Here is a 20001-nt window from a genome sequence, read left to right on the forward strand (position 1 = left end):
AGGTTCATAAAGCTGATTCAAAAGTTAAACAGATTCTTATATTTGATTATAGAAAGTAATAGAATGGTTGCAGGCTGGGCTTGATGTTAATGATGTTTATTTCTGCTCTTACATTCTGCGGATTTTTGTATATGCCCTATCCGCTCTTTTATTTATATATGATATAAAAATAGGTCTACATGTTTGTTTTTCCAAAATATAAAATTAACTTTGCAAAACAAAGTACTTTAATTATGAAAGAAATAGAGGTTTATAATACTTTGAATGAGATAAAAGATTTGATGGAGAAATCATCTAAATTTTTATCATTGAGTGGTTTGTCTGCTATATTGGTCGGTATATATGCTCTGATAGGAGCTGGTATAGCCTATTATATAATCGGTTGTCAAAATGCAAGTTATCCACTTTACAATAACTCATTAGGCGAAGTTGGCGGTATTGTCATTTTGGCTTTGATATTATTGGGTATTTCTTTACTCACTGTATTTGCTTTTTCATGGCAAAAAGCAAAAAGAAACGAACAAAAACTCTATTTTGACAGTATTTCTAAACGGTTGTTGGTCAATTTTTTCATACCTCTATTAGCCGGTGGAATATTGTGCTTTGCCCTGATTATGCAACATCATTATGGGCTTACTTCCTGTATCATGTTGATATTTTATGGTATGGCTTTAATAAATGGTTCGAAGTATACATATTCAAATACTCGTTATCTAGGATATGCTGAATTGTCATTGGGATTAATCGACAGTTTTACGGTGGGATACGGACTTTTGTTTTGGACTATAGGTTTCGGTTTGTTTCATATTGTATATGGGATTTTCTTTTACTTGAAATACGATTGTAAAAGGCAATGAAATACAATCTTGAACATATAAACAAAGCTTTTGAAAGTAAAGTCAGATTGGGCATTATGTCTATTTTGGCTGTTAACGAATCGGCCGATTTCACGACAATAAAAAATTTATTGAACTTGACCGATGGAAATTTGGCCAGCCATACTCGAAGTTTGGAGGAATTGGGATATATATGTAGTAGTAAACAATTTATCGGACGCAAACCGAATACTCAATTTTCGATTACTCCGGAAGGTCGGAAAGCCTTTGCTGAGCATATCCGCGCATTAGAAGATTTTTTGAAAAATCAAAAGTTATAAGAGCCTGTCTAAGGAATGTTATCAGGACATTTTTATGTTTTCTTTTGGTTTTTTCCCGCTTTCACTCGTCAGATAGCCCGCTATCCTCTTTATGAAAACGGAAAAACCTCCTCGAAAGGGATTCCTAAATCTGACCTGAGTAAAATTTAGACAAGTTCCAAGAGGTGCAGGGCAAATTTTTTTACTTATATACTTTGAAATACAAAGTACTTTTAAATTTATATATAAAATTCAGAAATTATGGAAGAACCCAAATTGTCAGAAAGTAAAGAAAAGAAGTTTATAAATAATAAACTTGCTTTGAAAATTTTATTTATCGGTTTCCTAATTGTCTTATTGTTGATTCCGATAAGCATGATTGAAAATCTTATTTCCGAAAGGTCGGATACTGCCAGTAAAGCCATGAATGAAGTCGAGGAAAAATGGAGCCGTTCACAGCAAGTTACCGGTCCTTTTCTGATTATACCCTATCAGGTTATTTATGAAAATGATAAAAAAATGGTAGAAAGAGATATTCGATATCTCTATATTCTACCTGAAAGTCTACAGATTAACGGAAATGTGAAGACAGAAGAACTTAAAAGAGGCTTATATGATATTATTGTTTATCATACACCTCTTAATTTTACAGGGAAATTTAGTTTTGCATCTTTGTCCGAAGAGAATATATCTGCCCAAGATATGTTGCTGTCGGAAGCACGGCTTGTAATAGGTATAACAGACTTGCATGGTATACCACAGCAAGTTCAAGGTTCTTGGAATAAAAAAAATTTGGCATTCAATCCCGGAGTCAATAATGTGCTGACTTCGTCGGGAATTTCATCTCCTGTGCAGTTGAGTTTAGAGGAACTTTCAGAGGATATTTCTTTTTCTATATCTATGAATATAAAAGGTTCGGAATCTATCACTTTTGCGCCATTGGGGAAAACTACTCATGTGACATTGGAGTCGGATTGTATAACTCCGAGTTTCTGTGGTGCTTTCTTGCCGGAAAAGAGAGAGATTTCAGAATCTGGATTTTCTGCTGATTGGACAGTGCTGCATCTCAATCGCAATTATCCTCAAATCTTCAGAGACGGGACATGGAGTGAGAGCATTCAAAATTCTATTTTCGGAGTTAATTTGCTGTTGCCTGTAGACCAATATCAAAAATCTATGAGGTCGGTAAAATATGCATTCTTGATTATTATATTATCATTTGTCGTTTGTTTTTTTACTGAGATTATGCACAGAAGGAATATCAATCCTATACAATATCTTCTTATCGGGCTGGCTCTTTGTCTTTTCTATACACTTCTAATCGCTATATCGGAACATCTCAATTTCTCGCTTTCGTATGCTTTGGCCTCATTAATGACTATTGCACTTCTGACATTGTATTTAGGTGGTATATTGAAAATATGGAAGACAGCTATTACAATAGGAGCTTTGTTATCTCTTCTCTACATTTATATTTTTATTCTTATACAAATGGAAATTTACGCTTTACTCGTAGGCAGTATCGGACTGTTTATCATTCTTGCCATTATCATGTATTGTTCTCAAAAAATAAACTGGGATGAACCGAAAATAAAAAATCGAGAATAACAGTACATTTGAGACATAAATAGTTATCATAAAAAAACGTATATAGATTACAATGTCTATATACGTTTTTTATTTTAGAGCAATTATCAATTATAAGTTGTTTAGCATCAATTTTTGAATATCAAGCCATTACCATCAGAATCGATAATAATCGGTTTACTCTTGTTTACCTTTTGAGCCAACAGGTCTTTCGACAACTGGTTCAAAATGTAGCGGTGAATTACCCTTTTTACAGGACGAGCTCCGAATTGAGGGTCATAACCTTCTTTTGAAATAAACTCAAGCCCTGCCGGTGTTATATCTAATTCCACGCCATTGTTTTTCAATAATTTCTGTACCGATTTTATCTGTAACATGACTATCTCCTGGATTTCTTTTTCATTTAACGGTGTAAACATAATCGTTTCGTCAATACGATTTAGAAATTCGGGACGTATGGTTTGCTTTAATAAATCGAGAACTTCAATTTTCGTTTTCTCTGTAATTTCTTCCCGATTTTCCGGAGTCATTTTTTCGAAATTCTCGCGAATCAAAGCAGAGCCCATATTAGAGGTCATGATGATAATCGTATTCTTGAAGTTAACTAATCTTCCTTTATTATCGGTAAGACGCCCGTCATCCAAAACTTGCAATAATATGTTGAAAATATCGGGATGAGCTTTCTCTATTTCATCGAATAACACTACCGAATATGGTTTACGCCTGATGGCTTCGGTCAGTTGCCCTCCTTCTTCATATCCAACGTATCCGGGAGGCGAACCTATAAGACGAGTTACACTAAATTTGTCTTGATATTCACTCATATCGATACGAGTCATCATATTTTCATCGTCGAACAAGTATTCGGCCAGTGCTTTTGCCAATTCGGTTTTACCGACACCTGTGGTCCCCAAAAAGATAAATGAGCCGATAGGTTTACGAGGATCGCTAAGTCCTGCACGGCTACGACGTACAGCATCAGAGACAGCTTGAATGGCTTCGTCCTGCCCTACTACTCTTTTGTGGAGTTCTTCTTCCAAGTGCAGGAGTTTTTCTTTCTCACTCTGCATCATCTTATTGACGGGAATACCTGTCCAACGAGAAACGACATCGGCGATATCTTCGGCATCGACCTCTTCCTTTATCATTGCTGCACCGCCTTGTTGCTTATGGAGTTGTTCTTGTATCGATTTTATCTCGTTTTCTTTGGCTGTAATCTTGGCATAGCGTATCTCTGCTACTTTGCCATAATCTCCTTCTCGTTCAGCTCTGTCGGCTTCGAACTTAAGATTTTCTATATCGATTTTATTTTGCTGTATTTTATTGAGCAATTCTTTCTCAGCCTGCCATTGTGCTTTATATTTCTTCTCTTCTTCTCTTAGATTGGCAATTTCTTCTTCGAGTTGTTTCAACTTTGCAGTATCATTTTCTCTCTTAATTGCTTCACGTTCGATTTCGAGTTGCTTGATACGACGGCTTATCTCATCCAAATCTTCCGGTACAGAATCGACTTCGAGCCTTAATTTGGCAGCAGCCTCATCCATCAGGTCTATAGCCTTATCGGGTAAGAACCGGTCAGTTATGTATCTTTCCGATAATTGTACGGCTGCAATAATAGCATCATCTTTGATACGTACTTTATGATGGTTTTCATATCGTTCTTTCAGACCACGCAAAATTGAGATTGTACTTAATTCGTCCGGTTCGTCTACCATGACAATCTGAAAACGACGTTCGAGGGCCTTGTCTTTTTCAAAATATTTTTGGTACTCGTCCAAAGTCGTTGCTCCTATAGAACGTAATTCTCCTCTGGCTAAAGCAGGTTTCAAGATGTTAGCTGCATCCATAGCACCCTCACCTTTACCGGCTCCTACGAGTGTATGTATCTCATCAATAAATAATATTATTTCACCTTCAGCTTGTGTCACTTCATTGACAACGGCTTTCAGCCGCTCTTCGAATTCTCCTTTATATTTTGCTCCGGCTACCAATGCACCCATATCCAAAGAATAGATTTGCTTACTCTTCAAATTTTCCGGTACATCTCCGCGGACAATACGATGTGCCAGTCCTTCGGCAATAGCTGTTTTACCTGTACCAGGTTCTCCTATCAGAATAGGATTGTTCTTGGTTCGACGACTCAGAATCTGTAATACCCTACGTATTTCATCGTCACGACCGATAACAGGGTCAAGTTTTCCCGAACGGGCTCTTTCGTTCAGGTTTATCGCATATTTACTTAATGCATTATAGGTATCTTCTGCCGAGGCATCGTTTACTTTCTTGCCTTTTCGTAATTCATCGATAGCCGCTCCCAATTCTTTTTCTGCAATTCCTGCATCTTTCATGAAAGTAGAAGCTGAACTTTTTACTTGTAGCAAAGCCATCAGAATTGATTCCAATGCTACAAACTGGTCGCCCATCTTGGAAGAATAGTCAACTGCCTTTTGCAAAACGTCGTTTGATTCTCTACTTAAGTAAGGTTCACCGCCACTTACCTTTGGCAGCATCTCAATTTCCCGGTTTATCGCATTATTTAATATACCGGTGTTGACCCCTAATTTTTGAAAGATATAGTTGACGACGGTTTCACCTACATCAAGTACTCCTTTCAGTAAATGCACAGGCTCTATGGACTGCTGGTTATGAGCAGAGGTAATCTGTACTGCTTTCTGTACCGCTTCCTGTGATTTAATTGTAAAATTGTTAAAATTCATATCTTGTTTACTCCTTTCTCTTTATTATACCTTGCATGTTTCCATACAGTATTTTTTATTGTTCTGTTTTAAAAATACCAAAGAAAATGCCAATGTGTAAATAAGACAAAACGTCTGTAAATGAATGACTTAATATGACAAATTGACGTATTGAAAAGAATAGAGAATGTTCTTTATTATATATAAAGGTCTCATATAGAATCAATTTCTTATACTGTCATTTTGTCTTTTTTTCAATTTTCTAAAACAGTAATTGTCTGAAAAGAAAACAATGATATTATTTGATTTGTTCAATCTTTAGGGTATCTGTGTGCAATGAGTCTTTTTTTACAAGAAACACTGTATCTTTACGTAAGGTTATACCTAGGGAATCTTGTATCTGAACCGATACAAATGCCTGTAACACTTTATCTGCGTCTAATTCTGTTTCATTTTTTAAGAAACCCGATTGCAATGTAGAGGTCTGTGATTTTTCGGGTAACCGATTTAGTTCGGCAATGACGGCCCATGTTTTTTCTTGTTGCTTCTCTCGCTTATAATTTCTTATCAACTCAACCGGGTCAAGGGTCCCGGAAAAAGATGCGACACGTATCATCGGGCCATTCGGAGTCACCGGGGTTCCGTATCCTGCTGATTTCAGCCATTTGTTTACCTGTTTTGCCACATTAGCGTAAGCCCTGTCTATCATAAATATCTGGGAAACTGCTGCATCTGGGGTAGTAGCCATATGACGAAGCATGGCACGTTTCATTGTTTCAGACGGATTGGCCGGGAAAATTCTTGGTTTGGTAATATATTGTTTAAAATCAATCGGTTGTATATACGTATCAATAGAAAGTGATTTCAAATCGTTTGCTTTCAAGGCTTCTTTTATTTTTGCTCCAGGCAACGGGATAGTCAGCGTCTTGCCATCGAATGTCATGGATTGCACATCGTTGTTTGCTTTTTGTGCTGATATTGTCAACGGAAGAGCAATCAATATCGGGACTATAAATTTATAAATTACCTGCTTATTCATTTATTTACGTATTTTACGTATAACAAAGATATTGTTTTATAATGTATTATCGTATTTTGCAATCAAAATTAACTAAACAAAACAATAAAAAACAGAATGGAATATATGTAAAAATGTTTATTTATTTCTTAGTAATTATGCACTGTTAAAGAATCAGAGCAAAAAGATGCATGAACTCTTTTGAAAAAGAACTATATTTGCAACAAATTTGAACGTACGAATGGATTTTACTTTAGAATATACCGACGCTAACAGTGACGCCAGAGCCGGAACTATTACGACAGATCATGGGATTATCACGACTCCTATTTTTATGCCTGTAGGTACTGTTGCCTCGGTCAAAGCGGTACATCTGCATGAATTGAAAGATGACATTAAAGCCCAGATTATACTGGGAAATACTTATCATTTATATTTGCGTCCAGGACTTGATATTTTGGAGAAAGCCGGGGGACTACACAAGTTCAATGGCTGGGACCGTCCAATACTTACTGACAGTGGCGGATTTCAGGTATTTTCGTTATCAGACAACCGCAAGTTAACAGAGGAAGGTGCATATTTCCGTTCACATATAGATGGTTCGAAACATTTGTTTACTCCTGAAAACGTTGTCGATACGCAACGTATTATCGGTTCGGATATAATGATGGCCCTTGATGAGTGTACTCCGGGGCAAGCAGACTATCAGTATGCAAAAAAATCTCTGGCACTGACGCAACGTTGGTTGGAACGGGGGTGGAAGCATTTTTGTGAGACGGAGGGCCTATATGGATATCGGCAAACATTTTTCCCAATAGTACAAGGATGCGTGTATCCAGACTTACGCCGTGATGCGGCCATGCATGTCGCTCAATTAGGGGCTGATGGAAATGCTATCGGGGGATTGGCTGTGGGAGAGCCGACTGAGAAAATGTATGAAATGATAGAAGTTGTCAATGAAATTTTGCCGAAAGACAAGCCTCGTTATTTGATGGGGGTCGGGACTCCTGCTAATATACTTGAAGGGATAGAACGGGGAGTAGATATGTTTGACTGCGTAATGCCTACCCGTAACGGTCGTAATGGAATGTTATTTACCCGAAATGGTATCATGAATATGCGAAATAAGAAGTGGGCCGATGATTTCTCTCCTATAGATGAAGATGGTACTTCTTATGTAGACCGACAGTATTCTAAGGCCTATTTGCGTCATCTTTTCATCAGTGATGAAATATTGGCCATGCAAATAGCTTCGATACATAATCTCGCATTTTATGTATGGCTTACCCAAGAAGCTCGTCGGCAAATTATTTCAGGAACTTTTAAGTCCTGGAAAAAAGACATGGTACAAAGAGTAACTCACCGTTTATAATCGCTCCGAAAAGCAATGTTGAAAAAGATAGATTTCTATATCATCAAAAAATTTCTCGGTACATATTTCTTCGCTATTGCGTTGATTATATCTATTGCTGTCGTTTTTGATATAAACGAGAAACTCGATAAATTTCTGAATGCCCCGATGAAGGCAATTGTTATAGATTACTATCTGAACTTCATTCCGTATTTTGCCAATTTGTTCAGTCCATTGTTCACCTTCATCGCTGTCATATTTTTTACGTCCAAACTTGCCGATAATTCCGAAATCATAGCTATGTTATCGAGTGGAATCAGCTTTAAAAGACTTATGGTTCCTTACATGATTTCTGCGGCTATTATTGCCGGAGTTACGTTTTATCTGAACAGTTTTGTCATACCTCCGGCTAATGCAACACGTATAGAATTCCAAAATAAATATGTCAAAAATAAACGGGTCGACTATGCTAGTAATATACAACTGCAAGTAGAACCAGGAGTTATTGCGTATCTGAGTCGTTTTGACAACAGTACGAAAACCGGATATCGTTTTTCCTTGGATAAGTTTGAAGGAAAGTTGTTGAAATCGAGGTTGACTGCACAATCGGTTACTTATGACTCGGCTTATCACTGGGTTATAAAGGATTATATGATAAGAGATTTTAATGGTTTGCGGGAGACCCTCCGTTCGGGCAATCAATTGGACTCGATTATCAGTATAGAGCCGTCGGATTTTCTTATATCCCGATATGACAGCGAAATTATGACAACGAAAGAACTTCGTACTTATATAGATAAACAGAAAGAACGAGGTGTTGCCAATATAAAAGATTTTGAGATAGAATATGAGCGTCGGTTTGCGATGACGGCGGCTTCATTCATACTGACTACTATCGGAATGTCGCTGGCTTCCCGGAAAGTCAAGGGAGGTATGGGGATTAACATCGGTATAGGATTGCTATTGAGTTTTTCTTATATATTATTTACCACAGTATCGTCTACTTTTGCTGTCAGTGGAGCGATGTCGCCCCGATTGGCCATGTGGCTTCCCAATATTATATATACGGTAATCGCAGTATTCCTATATTTCAAGGCTCCTAAATAATTCGAAAAAAAGAATAATCGGGATGATTATCGTTATTTAATCGAAAAAGGAATTTCGAAGCAAATAAAATTTGTGTATTTTTGTTAGAAAAGAAATCGTGAAATGCTTCAACCATTAGCAGAGAGATTACGGCCCAAGACATTAGATGAATATATCGGACAAGAGCACCTTGTGGGCAAAGGTGCCGTATTGCGTCGCATGATAGATGCGGGACAGGTATCGTCTTTTATTCTTTGGGGACCTCCCGGAGTGGGGAAAACTACATTGGCCAAAATCATATCGAATCAGCTTGATGCACCCTTTTATACTTTGAGTGCTATACACTCAGGAGTAAAGGATGTGCGGGATGTATTGGATAAGTGCCGAAATAATCGAATGTTTCAGAAAGGACGTCCGATTTTATTTATCGATGAAATACACCGGTTCAATAAATCTCAACAGGATTCTTTGTTAGGTGCCGTAGAGAACGGAACAGTGACTCTCATCGGAGCTACGACAGAGAATCCGTCTTTTGAGGTCATACGACCATTGCTGTCTCGTTGTCAAGTATATGTTCTCAAGTCGTTGACTGCCAAAAATCTGGAAAAATTATTGGATAGAGCTATCCATGAAGATAGTGTACTTAAGGAAAAAGATATAGAAATTCAGGAAACAGATGCTTTATTCCGGTTTTCAGGAGGTGATGCCCGTAAATTATTAAATATTATCGATTTGATTGTAAACTCGGATGATAGTAAAAAAATCATATTTAATGATGCTGTCGTGACTGACCGTTTGCAAGAAAATCCGGCTGCTTATGACAAAGGTGGAGAAATGCATTATGACATAATATCGGCTTTTATAAAATCGATACGGGGAAGTGATCCTGACGGAGCTATTTACTGGTTGGCCCGAATGGTAGCCGGAGGTGAAGACCCTAAATTTATCGCCCGCCGGTTGGTTATATCAGCAGCAGAAGACATTGGATTGGCCAATCCCAATGCTTTATTACTTGCTAATGCTTGTTTTGATGCTATCCAGAATATAGGATGGCCCGAAGGACGTATCATTCTGGCAGAGGCTACCATATATCTGGCCAGCAGTCCTAAAAGTAATTCAGCATATAAGGCCATCGGAGATGCTCTTCAGTTAGTAGAGCAGACGGGAAATTTGCCGGTACCCCTTCATTTGAGAAATGCTCCAACTTCTTTGATGAAAGAATTGGATTATGGCAAGGATTACAAGTATGCTCATGACTATGAGAATAATTTTGTAAAACAACAGTTTCTTCCTGACCAGTTGAATGGTAAATCGATATGGCATGCACAATCCAATCCTGCAGAAAGTAAATTGAAGGAACATCTAAAACATTTATGGGGCGACCGGTATAATAAATAGAAAAACTTTTGCAGCTGCCCTTAGAGCCAGCCTAACCTTTTCCAATAAAAAAATTATCCGGACATTTTGTGTGTTCTTTCGGTCTTTTTCCTTGTTTTTCCTCGTCAGATAGCCTGCTTCCTCCTTATAAAAACAGAAAAAATATCTCTGAAAGAAACTCTCAAATCCGGCCCGTGCAAAATTCAGACGACAGGCTCTTGAACTTTTTTGTGGAAGTGAAATATTATTTTCTTTTCTGAAAAAGTTGGAATCGATTTTATAAGAGGTTATCGTACAATTGCCATTGGGTTGCCCCATACTTCTAAATCTGAGGCATCGACGCATTCGGCTTTTCCGTCTGTTATAATAACTACTTTCATATGTATATCAACAATTACGACCCTGTCTTTAAGAACTCCAAAGTAAGATATATCAGACTCTTGCAGTCCACTGTAAATTAGTTCTTGTTCAGAAGGATTGGAAAGCTTGATTCGATACAGGTCTCCTGCTTTAAATGCATATATATAATGTTCTTGATATGGGTATAGATTGTTGTAATAATGAAATTTATCGATTGAAGGCGAATAGTCTTTACCACTATCTATATCATTATTCTTCTCAAGTACATAGTATCTATTTGTTCCTGTAAAATATAATTTGCCATTGGAGAGGGTCACTACAGTAAAAGGAGAGAGACCTAATTCAAAATATTGATAATGTACATTCCATTTAAGAGATGGACTAATATACTCTGTTTGTGGACCATTTGATGTTCCTCGCATAGCAAGAATAGAGCCATTGGGAGTCCTGAATACAGAGGGTGTTCCAATCAGGCTTCCTGAATAGTTGGAAGGAGAAATATTCATAATCCGATGATTTATCACCATTTGCGATTCATTCAGAAGAATACTTCCATCGGCATCTACCACCCAATGACGACTTTCTCCATTAAATACAGAGCAAGAGCCATCGTAAACTTCGGTTATTTCAACTCCGCTCCTTAAACTAAGATATTCGTCTTCTTCTTTAAATACGTAACCGTCAGTTGGAATCTGACTAACGTCTATTTCGATTTTATAGATCGGCTTATTGCTAAAACCGGAGGAGTATTCTCTATCGGGCATAAAATAAAATATATTTTCTTCATAACAACGGAATTGTGCTTCGTATATTTGGTCCGAGAAAACAGGATTTTCATTTTCATAATAGGATTGTAAAGGTATCAATAATCCATCAGCAGATCGAATGATTACCGGATAAGTAACCTCAACTGGTTGTTGAATTGCAACAAAATCTGTATAATCTTGATATATTGTGTCTACATTGGAGACGTAAGTCATATACGAAAAACAGTATTTGTCAGAGATAGTTTTAAATCCGTAAATTTCGGCATCTGATAATGTTTCTCGTTTATAATCCAAACATTCAATCTTTTCTACTGTATTTTTCTCCGTTATTTTGTATCCAGGGTAACCGTTTAAGTTTGAATGGTCCTCTCCCCTTGCCGTCTCGATCAGTAAAATAGCGTCTTCAACAGAGGCATAAGCCGGACGACCTACCTCAAAGTCTTTAGATTCTTCCATTTGATATATTTTTACTTTACCGGCATCAAAATCATTTCTTTGTAAGTCGGGATAATCTGCAACACCGGCAGAAACTCTGATATGATACTCTCCTTTATAGGATTCAGGAATCTTTATTTTTAGGAAATATCCTCTTTTTACGTTTGTATCTGAAATCGAAGTATCGTTGTCTGATAGTGTATTGTCTTCTATTTCTACATTAACGGCATCTCCGTTCAAAAAGACTTGGGGTTCTGTAAGTTTTTGGTTTACTTGGATTTCTAATATTTTCCCAGATAGTATTTTCTCTTCGAAAAAGAATTTTATTTCCTCTACATTAAAATCTGTATCAGATTCATTGTCGGGGAATTCTTCACATGATTTTGTTATTATAGACAATACAATAATAAATAAGTAACAGCCAATTCGTTTCATAAGACCAGTTCAATTATCGATTATGTTTGAATAATATAGGATGTGTCTTTAACATAGCCCAATTTGAAAATTGTATTTCTGTTTGTCTCTGTATTTGACTTCCGTTATATTTCTAAATAAATTTGATTATATATAGATTCTATCTATTTAAATACAAAGATAATCGAATCTGTTCGTTAAGTGAAATGTTCTGTTAAATTATATATTTATATTAAATCTTATTTTCAGTAACAAATCAAATATTTTATGTAGTTAAGAGCTTGATTATTTTTTCGATAGAAATAGTTTGTTTATGTTTGCCAATGGTGTGTGTCTTTTCTGAAGAGAACCAAATATATTTCTATATTTTAGCTATTTCTGTATTCTTTAGGACTCATCCCTACATGTCTCTTAAAATATTTACCAAAGAATGAAACATTGGGAAAGTTCAGAGAGTACGAAATTTCCTGTATTGTTTGATTTGTCGATTTTAATTGTGCTTTAGCATCCATGATTACAATACTGGCAATAATTTCGGAAACTGTCTTTCCGGTCATTTTTTTCACGGTAGAACTAAGATGTTGGGGAGATATGCTCAACTGGCTGGCATAAAACGATATCTGTCTTTCTGAAACATAATGTTTCATGATAAGCTGTACCAAAGTTTTGCATATTTCTTCGCTTCTGTTTTCGGCTCTGCCTTCGATGTTTTGCACCCGGTAAAAATTACCTACCCCATAAAGAACGCCTGTAAGAATACTCTTTATTATTTCCGGATCGAGATTTTCATTGGCTTCTGCGGATGCCCGTTCAAGTAATGAGAAATAATCACTGAATAAATTGGCAATGGAATCCGTCAATGGGAATACAGGGTTGTTGGAAATTACCGGAAAAAAATCCATTGTTGTTTTTATCAGATTCACACTACTGACAAACTTATTCGAAAATCCGATAAAACTAAGACGAACATTACTTTTCTGTTCTCGATATTGGATAATACTTCCGGGTAATAGACTTATAAAATCGTTTTTTTTCAGGTTGTAATTTGTTAGATTTATAGAGACCTCTACATTTCCTTCGAGACATAAAGCAAATATACCGGCTCTCAAGCGACAAGATTGCCTATAAAAGTTTAGGACATCTTCGGTTATATTAGTTCCGACTATAAAATCCTGAGGTATGTCGACTTGAGGGAAATCAATCTTTATCATTTTTCTCCTCTTTTAATTATTAGCACAAATATACTAAAATATGTGTTGCATAAATCAAAATATTAAAAATAGACTAATGAATCCTTAATATTGACTTCGTTTTTTTTATCTTATATTGCTAATAGTATTTCTAAAAAATTAACAAATATTTGTATTGATGCAAATAAATATTGTCTATTAGAGTATTTGTAAAGCATTTTCTTTAAAATGGATATTATTAATGAATATTCATATAAAAGCAAAAATATCTAATAATATATCTGAACTTGTCAATCTTAAATTTTGACTAATAGACCTGATGCCGTATTTAAAAATACTTGATAGTAAAAACGCTATTTACATTTTAGAGACCGGCTGTATTTCCAGGCTTGAATGCAAATGGAAAAGGGGCTTTCCATGTAATCTTTTACAGATGAAATTGAGAATTGCCAAAAACATATGGTTAAAGGGAGTATTTGATTTTTTAATGGAAATGACTATATTGGCATTAATGTGACTTGGAAAAGGAAAGTTTGTATTGTAAATGAGTGTAAAAAACAATATAGTGAGTTAAGACAGGAGGAGATTGATTTTACGTAAATCTAAAAATTCATAATCTGTTTTAAAAATACGTGTATTAAAGATGGATGCAATAAAATGGGAAAAATAAAACCATAAATTGCTCCATAGAAGTGTGCGTTGTGGTTTATATTATCACCGGCTTTTTTTTCCATATATTGACAATATGCCAAGTATAAAATACCAAAAACAATCCCTGGTATGGGAATTATGGCAAATAACAGGATTTTGCCCCATGGTTCGAAAAATATAAAAGAGAAAAGGACTGCCGATACAGCTCCGGATGCCCCAATAGATACAAATGACGGGTCTTTACGCCGTTTTATCAGGTCGTGAAGTGATGCTGTTATCATACCTCCAAAGTACAATGCTATATAACTACCTAAGCCAAATCCTAAATATTGAAATGCTTTTTCGATGTATAGGCCGAAGGACCAAAATGTAAACATATTGACCACCAGATGCATTATATCAGCGTGTACGAAACCATGAGAAACGATACGGTACCATTCTTTGCACTTGATTGTACGATATGGAATGAAGGCCAGCTTCATGAATAGATTGTGATTGTTGAAACACAAAAACGATATAATTACCGTAATACCAATGATGATATATGTTAGCATATCTCTATATTGTTTTTATTTATTGTAATAAACATTTGTTGATTGGAACAGTTTAAAAATTTAGATAAGAAAAATTTAAACTGACATTTATTATTTAAGAGCTCGTCTAAATTTTCCGATAAAAGTAATTTCGTCAGGTCATCTTTGCGTTTTCTTCCGTACTGTTTTTTCGTTTGCATTTGTCAAATACCTTGTGAAAACAGAAAAATATTTTTATAAAAAAATCTCAAAATACAATTTAGACAGGCCCATAGATTATAAGATGTTTATAATTTCCAATAATGATTCGACCTGATGGGTCGGTTTGGATTCTGTAATTTGCTTCTTCAACGGATTGTAATATATCTGTGCTATTCCACATCTTGCAGCTCCTAAAATATCGGCATCGTAGTTGTCTCCAATCATTAAAGCTCTATCGGGTTTTGTTTCCATTTTGTCCAAAGCGTATTTAAATATATCAGGGTGAGGTTTGTTTACTCCCACTTTATCGGAAAGTATTACTTCTTGAAAGTAGTGGTCTATACCTGATGAGCGCATTTTCTTATATTGGACTTCTTCAAAACCATTACTAAGTATGGCAAGATTATATTTATTCGACAGGTAATCAAGTAATTCCCAAGTTCCCGGGACGACATTTTTCTGTGTCGACAGAATAGAAAGATAATCTTTGTCAAGAGCTTTTGCCAGAGCATTGTCTTGTATGCCCAAACGCTGCAAAGGATACCTGAAGCGTTCGTTCATCAAATCTTCTTTTGATATTCTTCCGTGGTGATACATATTCCAGAGTTCAGTGTTCTTTTCTGAATATATTAAATAGTATTCTTCAAATGTATCATAGAATTGGGAAAGATTATAAATATCATACACTTCATGAAGTGCAACTTTGGAATTGGCTCGAAAATCCCATATTGTATCGTCCAAATCTATAAAAATACTTTTATATTTTACCATAGGCATTGTGCAATGATGTAAATCCAATATTATTAGAGCGTTGAAAGGTAAGATAGATCTGATAAGATGCGTTTATCTCAAGAAATTATGAAGAACTATTTTTGATAATCTTTCCGAAAAAAGAGATTTATGAACAAAAAATCCGAATCTCAAATGAGATTCGGATTTTATATTTGAGAATATAATTTTAATATCCCAATTATTCAGAAACTACTTCGAAAGGTATATCTATACTTACCTCTTTGTGAAGTCTCAAAGTAGCTTTGTAAGCACCTACTTCTTTTACAGAATCCTTGATATAGATAACTTTGCGATCTACTTCGTAACCCAGTTTTCCAAGAGCTTCAGCAATCTGAATATTGTTAACCGAACCAAAGATTTTACCAGTGGAACTGGTTTTTGCACCAATTGTCAGTGCAACACCTTCCAGTTTAGCAGCGAGTTCTTTAGCATCATTTTTAATTTTCTCAAGTTTATGAGCACGTTGCTTCATGTTTTCGGCTAACATCTTCAATGCAGAAGGAGTAGCGATAACGGCTTTACCTTGAGGAATCAAATAGTTACGTCCGTATCCGTCTTTTACAGTTACCACGTCATCTTTATACCCAAGATTTAGGACATCTTCTTTTAATATTACTTGCATTATTATTTTCCTCCTTCTTTAAATTATTTCATCATGTCTGTTACGTAAGGAAGTAACGCCAAATGACGAGCTCTTTTTACAGCTTGTGCAACACGACGTTGGAACTTCAATGATGTACCTGTGATACGACGGGGTAATATTTTGCCTTGCTCGTTCAGGAATTTTTTTAAGAATTCAGGATCTTTGTAATCAATATACTTAATACCGCTCTTTTTGAAACGACAGTATTTTTTCTTTTTGATATCCACTGAGGGAGGAGTCAAATATCTGATTTCAGATTGATTTTGTTGTGCCATGACTTAGTTCTCCTTTACATCTTTAGATTTAACACTTCTTCTTTTTGCAGCGTATTCTGCAGCGAACTTATCCATTTTGAATGTCAAGAAACGGATAACTCGTTCGTCCCGACGGAAATTGATTTCCAATTTAGCGATAACAGACGGATCTGCGTTAAATTCCAATAACTGATAAAAACCAGTTGACTTTTTCTGGATAGGATAAGCCAGTTTGCGCAATCCCCAGTTTTCTTCATTGATAATTTCAGCACCTTCCGATACTAAAACTTCTTTGAATTTGTCTACCGCTTCCTTCATCTGTACGTCAGATAAAACGGGAGTTAAAATGAAAACGGTTTCATAATGATTCATACTCATTCAAATTAACTTGTTTGTTTAAAATTTTTCTAATGCGGTGCAAAGGTAGTAATTATTTATATACCTGCAAGATATTTCGACAAATTTTATGCTTTATCTCTTTGTTCGCAGATTGTCCATAACATTTTTTTTATGATAGCTCTTTCTTAATAGGACAAAAAAACGTATCTTTGTTGCCTAAACAATTATTACCTTATGAACTTTTCGCCATTGGATATTGAAACTGTTTTTGTCGTCCTGAGCGGCAAAATATCTGCAGCTATTAATCGAAAGCTTTATCGTAGTTTTCGTAAAGAAAATATAGATATTACACCGGAACAATGGACTGTGCTTTATTACTTATGGTTAAAAGACGGTGTCAATCAGCAAGAGTTGTGTAATGCCACTTTTAAAGATAAACCCAGTATGACACGTCTTATTGATAATTTAGAGAAACAGGGGTTGGTGGTACGGTCGGCCAGCCGTGAGGATAGACGTATAAATATCATCACTCTGACCGAGAAAGGCAGACAGTTGGATGAAGCGACTCAATCCATCGTTACAGAAACTAAAAATGCTGCTTTGCAAGGGTTTACGAATGAAGAGGTAGAAACTGCACAAAATTTACTGAATAAGGTTTTCAACAATATTAAAAAATCGCTCGACGAATAAAGTTCGTCACTATTTTTAAATCAATAATGAAACAGAGTATTTTCTTATTCTTATTTTTCGTCCTGTCGGTAGTTTGTGTAAAGGCTCAATATTCGATGGATGTCTTAGGCGGACGATTCGAAATGCAAACATTGAATATGCCCGATGATTATGACGGGAAAGTAATCACGACTATTATCCGGCGAGAGGCCAGGGTTCCTACACATAAAGCTATACTATATGTGCATGGATATAATGATTATTTTTTCCAAAGTCAATTGGCCCAAATCTTCAACGATTCGTGTTACAATTTTTATGCTGTCGACCTTCGGAAATACGGACGGTCGCTAATGGCCAGCCAGACGGCTTTTCAAGTGCACAATCTCAATGAATACTTTGCTGATATTGATACTACACTTAGCATCATGAAATCGGAGGGAAATACAGAAATCATATTAATGGGCCATTCGACAGGGGGACTTATCACTGCACTTTATTGTAATGAACGCAGGAATAATCTTTCGGTGAAAGGGTTGATTCTGAACAGTCCGTTTCTCGATATGAATCAAAGTTGGATAAAAGAAAAGATTTTGATTCCTGTTGTATCGTTTTTAGGTTTATTTTCTCCTAATATTAAAATAAAGCAAAGTAAATCTACTGCTTATGCTGAGAGTCTTCTTATAGACCATCATGGAGAATGGATATATGATACGAGTAAAAAATTCAAACAATCTCCTCCTGTAACCAGTGGTTGGATAAGGGCGATACACCGAGGACAAAAAAAAGTACATCGAGGCTTGGATATCTCCTGCCCTATTCTGGTGATGTTTTCGAGTCAATCAGTCTATGGCGATGACTGGACTCCGGAGCATCAGAAAGGAGATGCTGTACTCGATGTGAAAGACATTGAAAAATATGGTAAACGGTTGGGGCCCCACGTTACGGAAGTTGTGATACCGGAAGGTCTGCATGACCTTATCTTGTCTCAAAAAAGTGCCCGGGAGAAAACTTATGAGACTATGTTCGAATGGTTATATAGTAATAAGTTGTAAATTCTACATATTAAATATACTATTGCTCCGGTCACGGGCAATTATTGCCCGACCGGAGTAGTGCATTTATCTACCAAATAGATAATCGAAATATAAGGAATGCCAGAGTTAGTCTCTAAACCGATTTCACAAGTACGGCTATTACTGTATCCGGTCTTTATTCCTGCTTTTTCTATCTGCGGACGTAATTTTCGCAAAGCGTAGGCATTGAGTTCCGGTTGAGTGAAACCTTTGTCTCCGGCAAATCCACAGCATCCGACACCTTCAGGCACCAAGACATTAGAAGTACATCTTCCAGCCAGTTCTATCAGTTGCTTATCGAGTCCCATTTTTCTCATAGAACAAGTAATGTGTATGGCTATCGGTTCATCAATTTTTTTGAATACAAGTTTATCAAGTAAAAATGTATTAATAAACTCTACTGGTTCATATAACTTTATTTTCTTTATCGTGTGACGCATGCGATACAGGCATGGGCTTTGGTCACAAAGTACCGGATACAATCCTTTATTACTGGCTTCATATAAGGCCGCTTCAAGTTCTGCTGATTTCCTGTCGGCAATATCCGGCATGCCTTTGCTCTCCCATATAGTTCCGCAGCAAAGGCGTTCCATGTGTGTCGGGAAAATCACTTCATAACCGGCCTTTTGTAACAAATGAATGGTTTTATCGATAAGTGGCGTACTTTCCGGAGAATGTTGCGATACTCCCATCGTCTGATTGATGCAACTTGGGAAATAGACGACTTTTAATGGTTTATTTTTCTGAGCTGTTTTATGTGGATAACGTGCCTTGGGCATAGCCGGTGTCCATAGAGGTATTTTGGAGCCGGATAAATAGCGAAGTCCGCGAGTTAAGGAGACCATAGCTTTACTTCCTAACAGGGAATATGCGGTATTGGCAACCGAAAGCACCGGACGCAATGCAGATTCTATACCCGATAAATGGCGAGCTGCGAAATCTCCGGCTTTATATCCTAAGCTTCCTTTAGGCAAATGACTCTGACGGATGTCATGTGTAAGGTCGCCCACATTGATTCCCATCGGGCACGACATGGAGCAGAGCCCATCACCGGCACAGGTTTGGTTCCCGGGATATTTGTATTGTTTCTCAAGCAATTCCATTTGCTTTTCTTTTCCCGGCAATCGACTTAGACGCGATATTTCTCGACGAATGACAATGCGCTGGCGAGAGGAAAGAGTGAATCCGCAGGAAAGGCAGTTGACTTCACAAAACCCACATTCGATACATTTGTCAATATGTCCGTTTGTCAAAGGTAGTGGCTTAAAGTTTTTCAAGTGACATTTCGGGTCATCATTGAAAATAACGCCGGGATTCAAACGATACTCAGAATCGAAAATTTCTTTTATTTCCCGCATATATTGGTAAGCCGTCTCTCCCCATTCATATTTTACAAAAGGAGCCATATTTCTCCCTGTACCATGTTCGGC

Annotated in this window: 18 protein-coding genes; 8 read left to right on the forward strand and 10 right to left on the reverse strand. The window is 36.5% G+C overall.

All coding sequences use genetic code 11. The annotated features are described in order from the left end of the window. Positions 1–233 precede the first annotated feature (233 nt). The 3 genes from BN2628_RS03200 to creD all read left to right on the forward strand — a co-directional run bounded on the left by BN2628_RS03200 (position 234) and on the right by creD (position 2743). Entirely contained in the window at positions 234–857 is a 624-nt protein-coding gene (locus BN2628_RS03200; protein ID WP_055096293.1) for a hypothetical protein, read from the forward strand. Then, the gene (locus tag BN2628_RS03205) at positions 854–1156 is read left to right on the forward strand and encodes a winged helix-turn-helix domain-containing protein (protein ID WP_055096013.1); all 303 of its coding nucleotides are present in this window, start codon (positions 854–856) and stop codon (positions 1154–1156) included. The genes BN2628_RS03200 and BN2628_RS03205 overlap by 4 nt, the downstream gene beginning before the upstream one ends. Before the next feature lie 240 nt (positions 1157–1396). Further along, positions 1397–2743, forward strand: a complete 1347-nt coding sequence (gene creD, locus BN2628_RS03210; RefSeq protein ID WP_021930493.1) for a cell envelope integrity protein CreD — start codon at positions 1397–1399, stop codon at positions 2741–2743. A gap of 107 nt (positions 2744–2850) precedes the next feature. Here creD and clpB read toward each other — a convergent pair whose 3' ends face one another. Beyond that, a complete protein-coding gene (gene clpB, locus BN2628_RS03215) occupies positions 2851–5439 on the reverse strand; it encodes an ATP-dependent chaperone ClpB (RefSeq protein ID WP_055096016.1) in 2589 nt (862 codons plus the stop codon). A gap of 277 nt (positions 5440–5716) precedes the next feature. Further along, positions 5717–6457 (reverse strand): hypothetical protein, encoded by a 741-nt coding sequence (locus tag BN2628_RS03220; RefSeq protein WP_055096018.1) that lies wholly within the window; start codon positions 6455–6457, stop codon positions 5717–5719. 220 nt (positions 6458–6677) lie between these two features. On the opposite strand from BN2628_RS03220, the gene tgt reads away from it, so the two are divergent. The 3 genes from tgt to BN2628_RS03235 all read left to right on the forward strand — a co-directional run bounded on the left by tgt (position 6678) and on the right by BN2628_RS03235 (position 10271). Further along, positions 6678–7808: a tRNA guanosine(34) transglycosylase Tgt gene (tgt, locus tag BN2628_RS03225; protein WP_055096020.1), complete on the forward strand. Its 1131-nt coding sequence runs from the start codon at positions 6678–6680 to the stop codon at positions 7806–7808. Positions 7809–7823: 15 nt separating this feature from the next. Continuing rightward, positions 7824–8894, forward strand: a complete 1071-nt coding sequence (locus tag BN2628_RS03230; protein WP_021929919.1) for an LptF/LptG family permease — start codon at positions 7824–7826, stop codon at positions 8892–8894. Positions 8895–8996: 102 nt separating this feature from the next. Continuing rightward, the gene (locus tag BN2628_RS03235; RefSeq protein WP_021929920.1) at positions 8997–10271 is read left to right on the forward strand and encodes a replication-associated recombination protein A; all 1275 of its coding nucleotides are present in this window, start codon (positions 8997–8999) and stop codon (positions 10269–10271) included. A 266-nt stretch (positions 10272–10537) separates the two neighbouring features. On the opposite strand, the gene BN2628_RS03245 is transcribed toward BN2628_RS03235, so the two are convergent. The 7 genes from BN2628_RS03245 to rpsF all read right to left on the reverse strand — a co-directional run bounded on the left by BN2628_RS03245 (position 10538) and on the right by rpsF (position 16862). Continuing rightward, entirely contained in the window at positions 10538–12247 is a 1710-nt protein-coding gene (locus BN2628_RS03245; RefSeq protein ID WP_055096023.1) for a hypothetical protein, read from the reverse strand. A 347-nt stretch (positions 12248–12594) separates the two neighbouring features. Continuing rightward, positions 12595–13434 carry a helix-turn-helix domain-containing protein gene (locus BN2628_RS03250; RefSeq protein WP_154668407.1) on the reverse strand — a complete coding sequence of 280 codons (840 nt, stop codon included), beginning with the start codon at positions 13432–13434 and terminating at the stop codon, positions 12595–12597. Between the two features lie 584 nt (positions 13435–14018). Further along, positions 14019–14621 (reverse strand): rhomboid family intramembrane serine protease, encoded by a 603-nt coding sequence (locus BN2628_RS03260; RefSeq protein WP_021929923.1) that lies wholly within the window; start codon positions 14619–14621, stop codon positions 14019–14021. A gap of 255 nt (positions 14622–14876) precedes the next feature. Further along, positions 14877–15572: a YjjG family noncanonical pyrimidine nucleotidase gene (locus tag BN2628_RS03270; RefSeq protein WP_074023953.1), complete on the reverse strand. Its 696-nt coding sequence runs from the start codon at positions 15570–15572 to the stop codon at positions 14877–14879. Between the two features lie 199 nt (positions 15573–15771). After that, positions 15772–16215, reverse strand: coding sequence for a 50S ribosomal protein L9 (gene rplI, locus BN2628_RS03275; protein WP_055096029.1), 444 nt, complete (start codon positions 16213–16215; stop codon positions 15772–15774). A gap of 23 nt (positions 16216–16238) precedes the next feature. Next, complete coding sequence (gene rpsR / locus BN2628_RS03280; RefSeq protein ID WP_021929926.1) at positions 16239–16511, reverse strand: 30S ribosomal protein S18; 273 nt, start codon at positions 16509–16511, stop codon at positions 16239–16241. Between the two features lie 3 nt (positions 16512–16514). After that, positions 16515–16862, reverse strand: a complete 348-nt coding sequence (rpsF, locus tag BN2628_RS03285; protein ID WP_021929927.1) for a 30S ribosomal protein S6 — start codon at positions 16860–16862, stop codon at positions 16515–16517. 201 nt (positions 16863–17063) lie between these two features. Here rpsF and BN2628_RS03290 point away from each other — a divergent pair, with 201 nt between their 5' ends. Further along, positions 17064–17519: a MarR family winged helix-turn-helix transcriptional regulator gene (locus tag BN2628_RS03290; protein ID WP_021929928.1), complete on the forward strand. Its 456-nt coding sequence runs from the start codon at positions 17064–17066 to the stop codon at positions 17517–17519. A 26-nt stretch (positions 17520–17545) separates the two neighbouring features. Next, complete coding sequence (locus tag BN2628_RS03295; RefSeq protein ID WP_055096031.1) at positions 17546–18550, forward strand: alpha/beta hydrolase; 1005 nt, start codon at positions 17546–17548, stop codon at positions 18548–18550. A 41-nt stretch (positions 18551–18591) separates the two neighbouring features. On the opposite strand, the gene BN2628_RS03300 is transcribed toward BN2628_RS03295, so the two are convergent. Then, positions 18592–20001: (Fe-S)-binding protein (locus BN2628_RS03300; RefSeq protein WP_257606376.1), on the reverse strand; the 1410-nt coding region annotated here is incomplete at its 5' end.

This window comes from Gabonia massiliensis, from assembly GCF_001403595.1.
In the GTDB taxonomy this organism is placed as follows: Bacteria; Bacteroidota; Bacteroidia; order Bacteroidales; family Coprobacteraceae; genus Coprobacter; species Coprobacter secundus.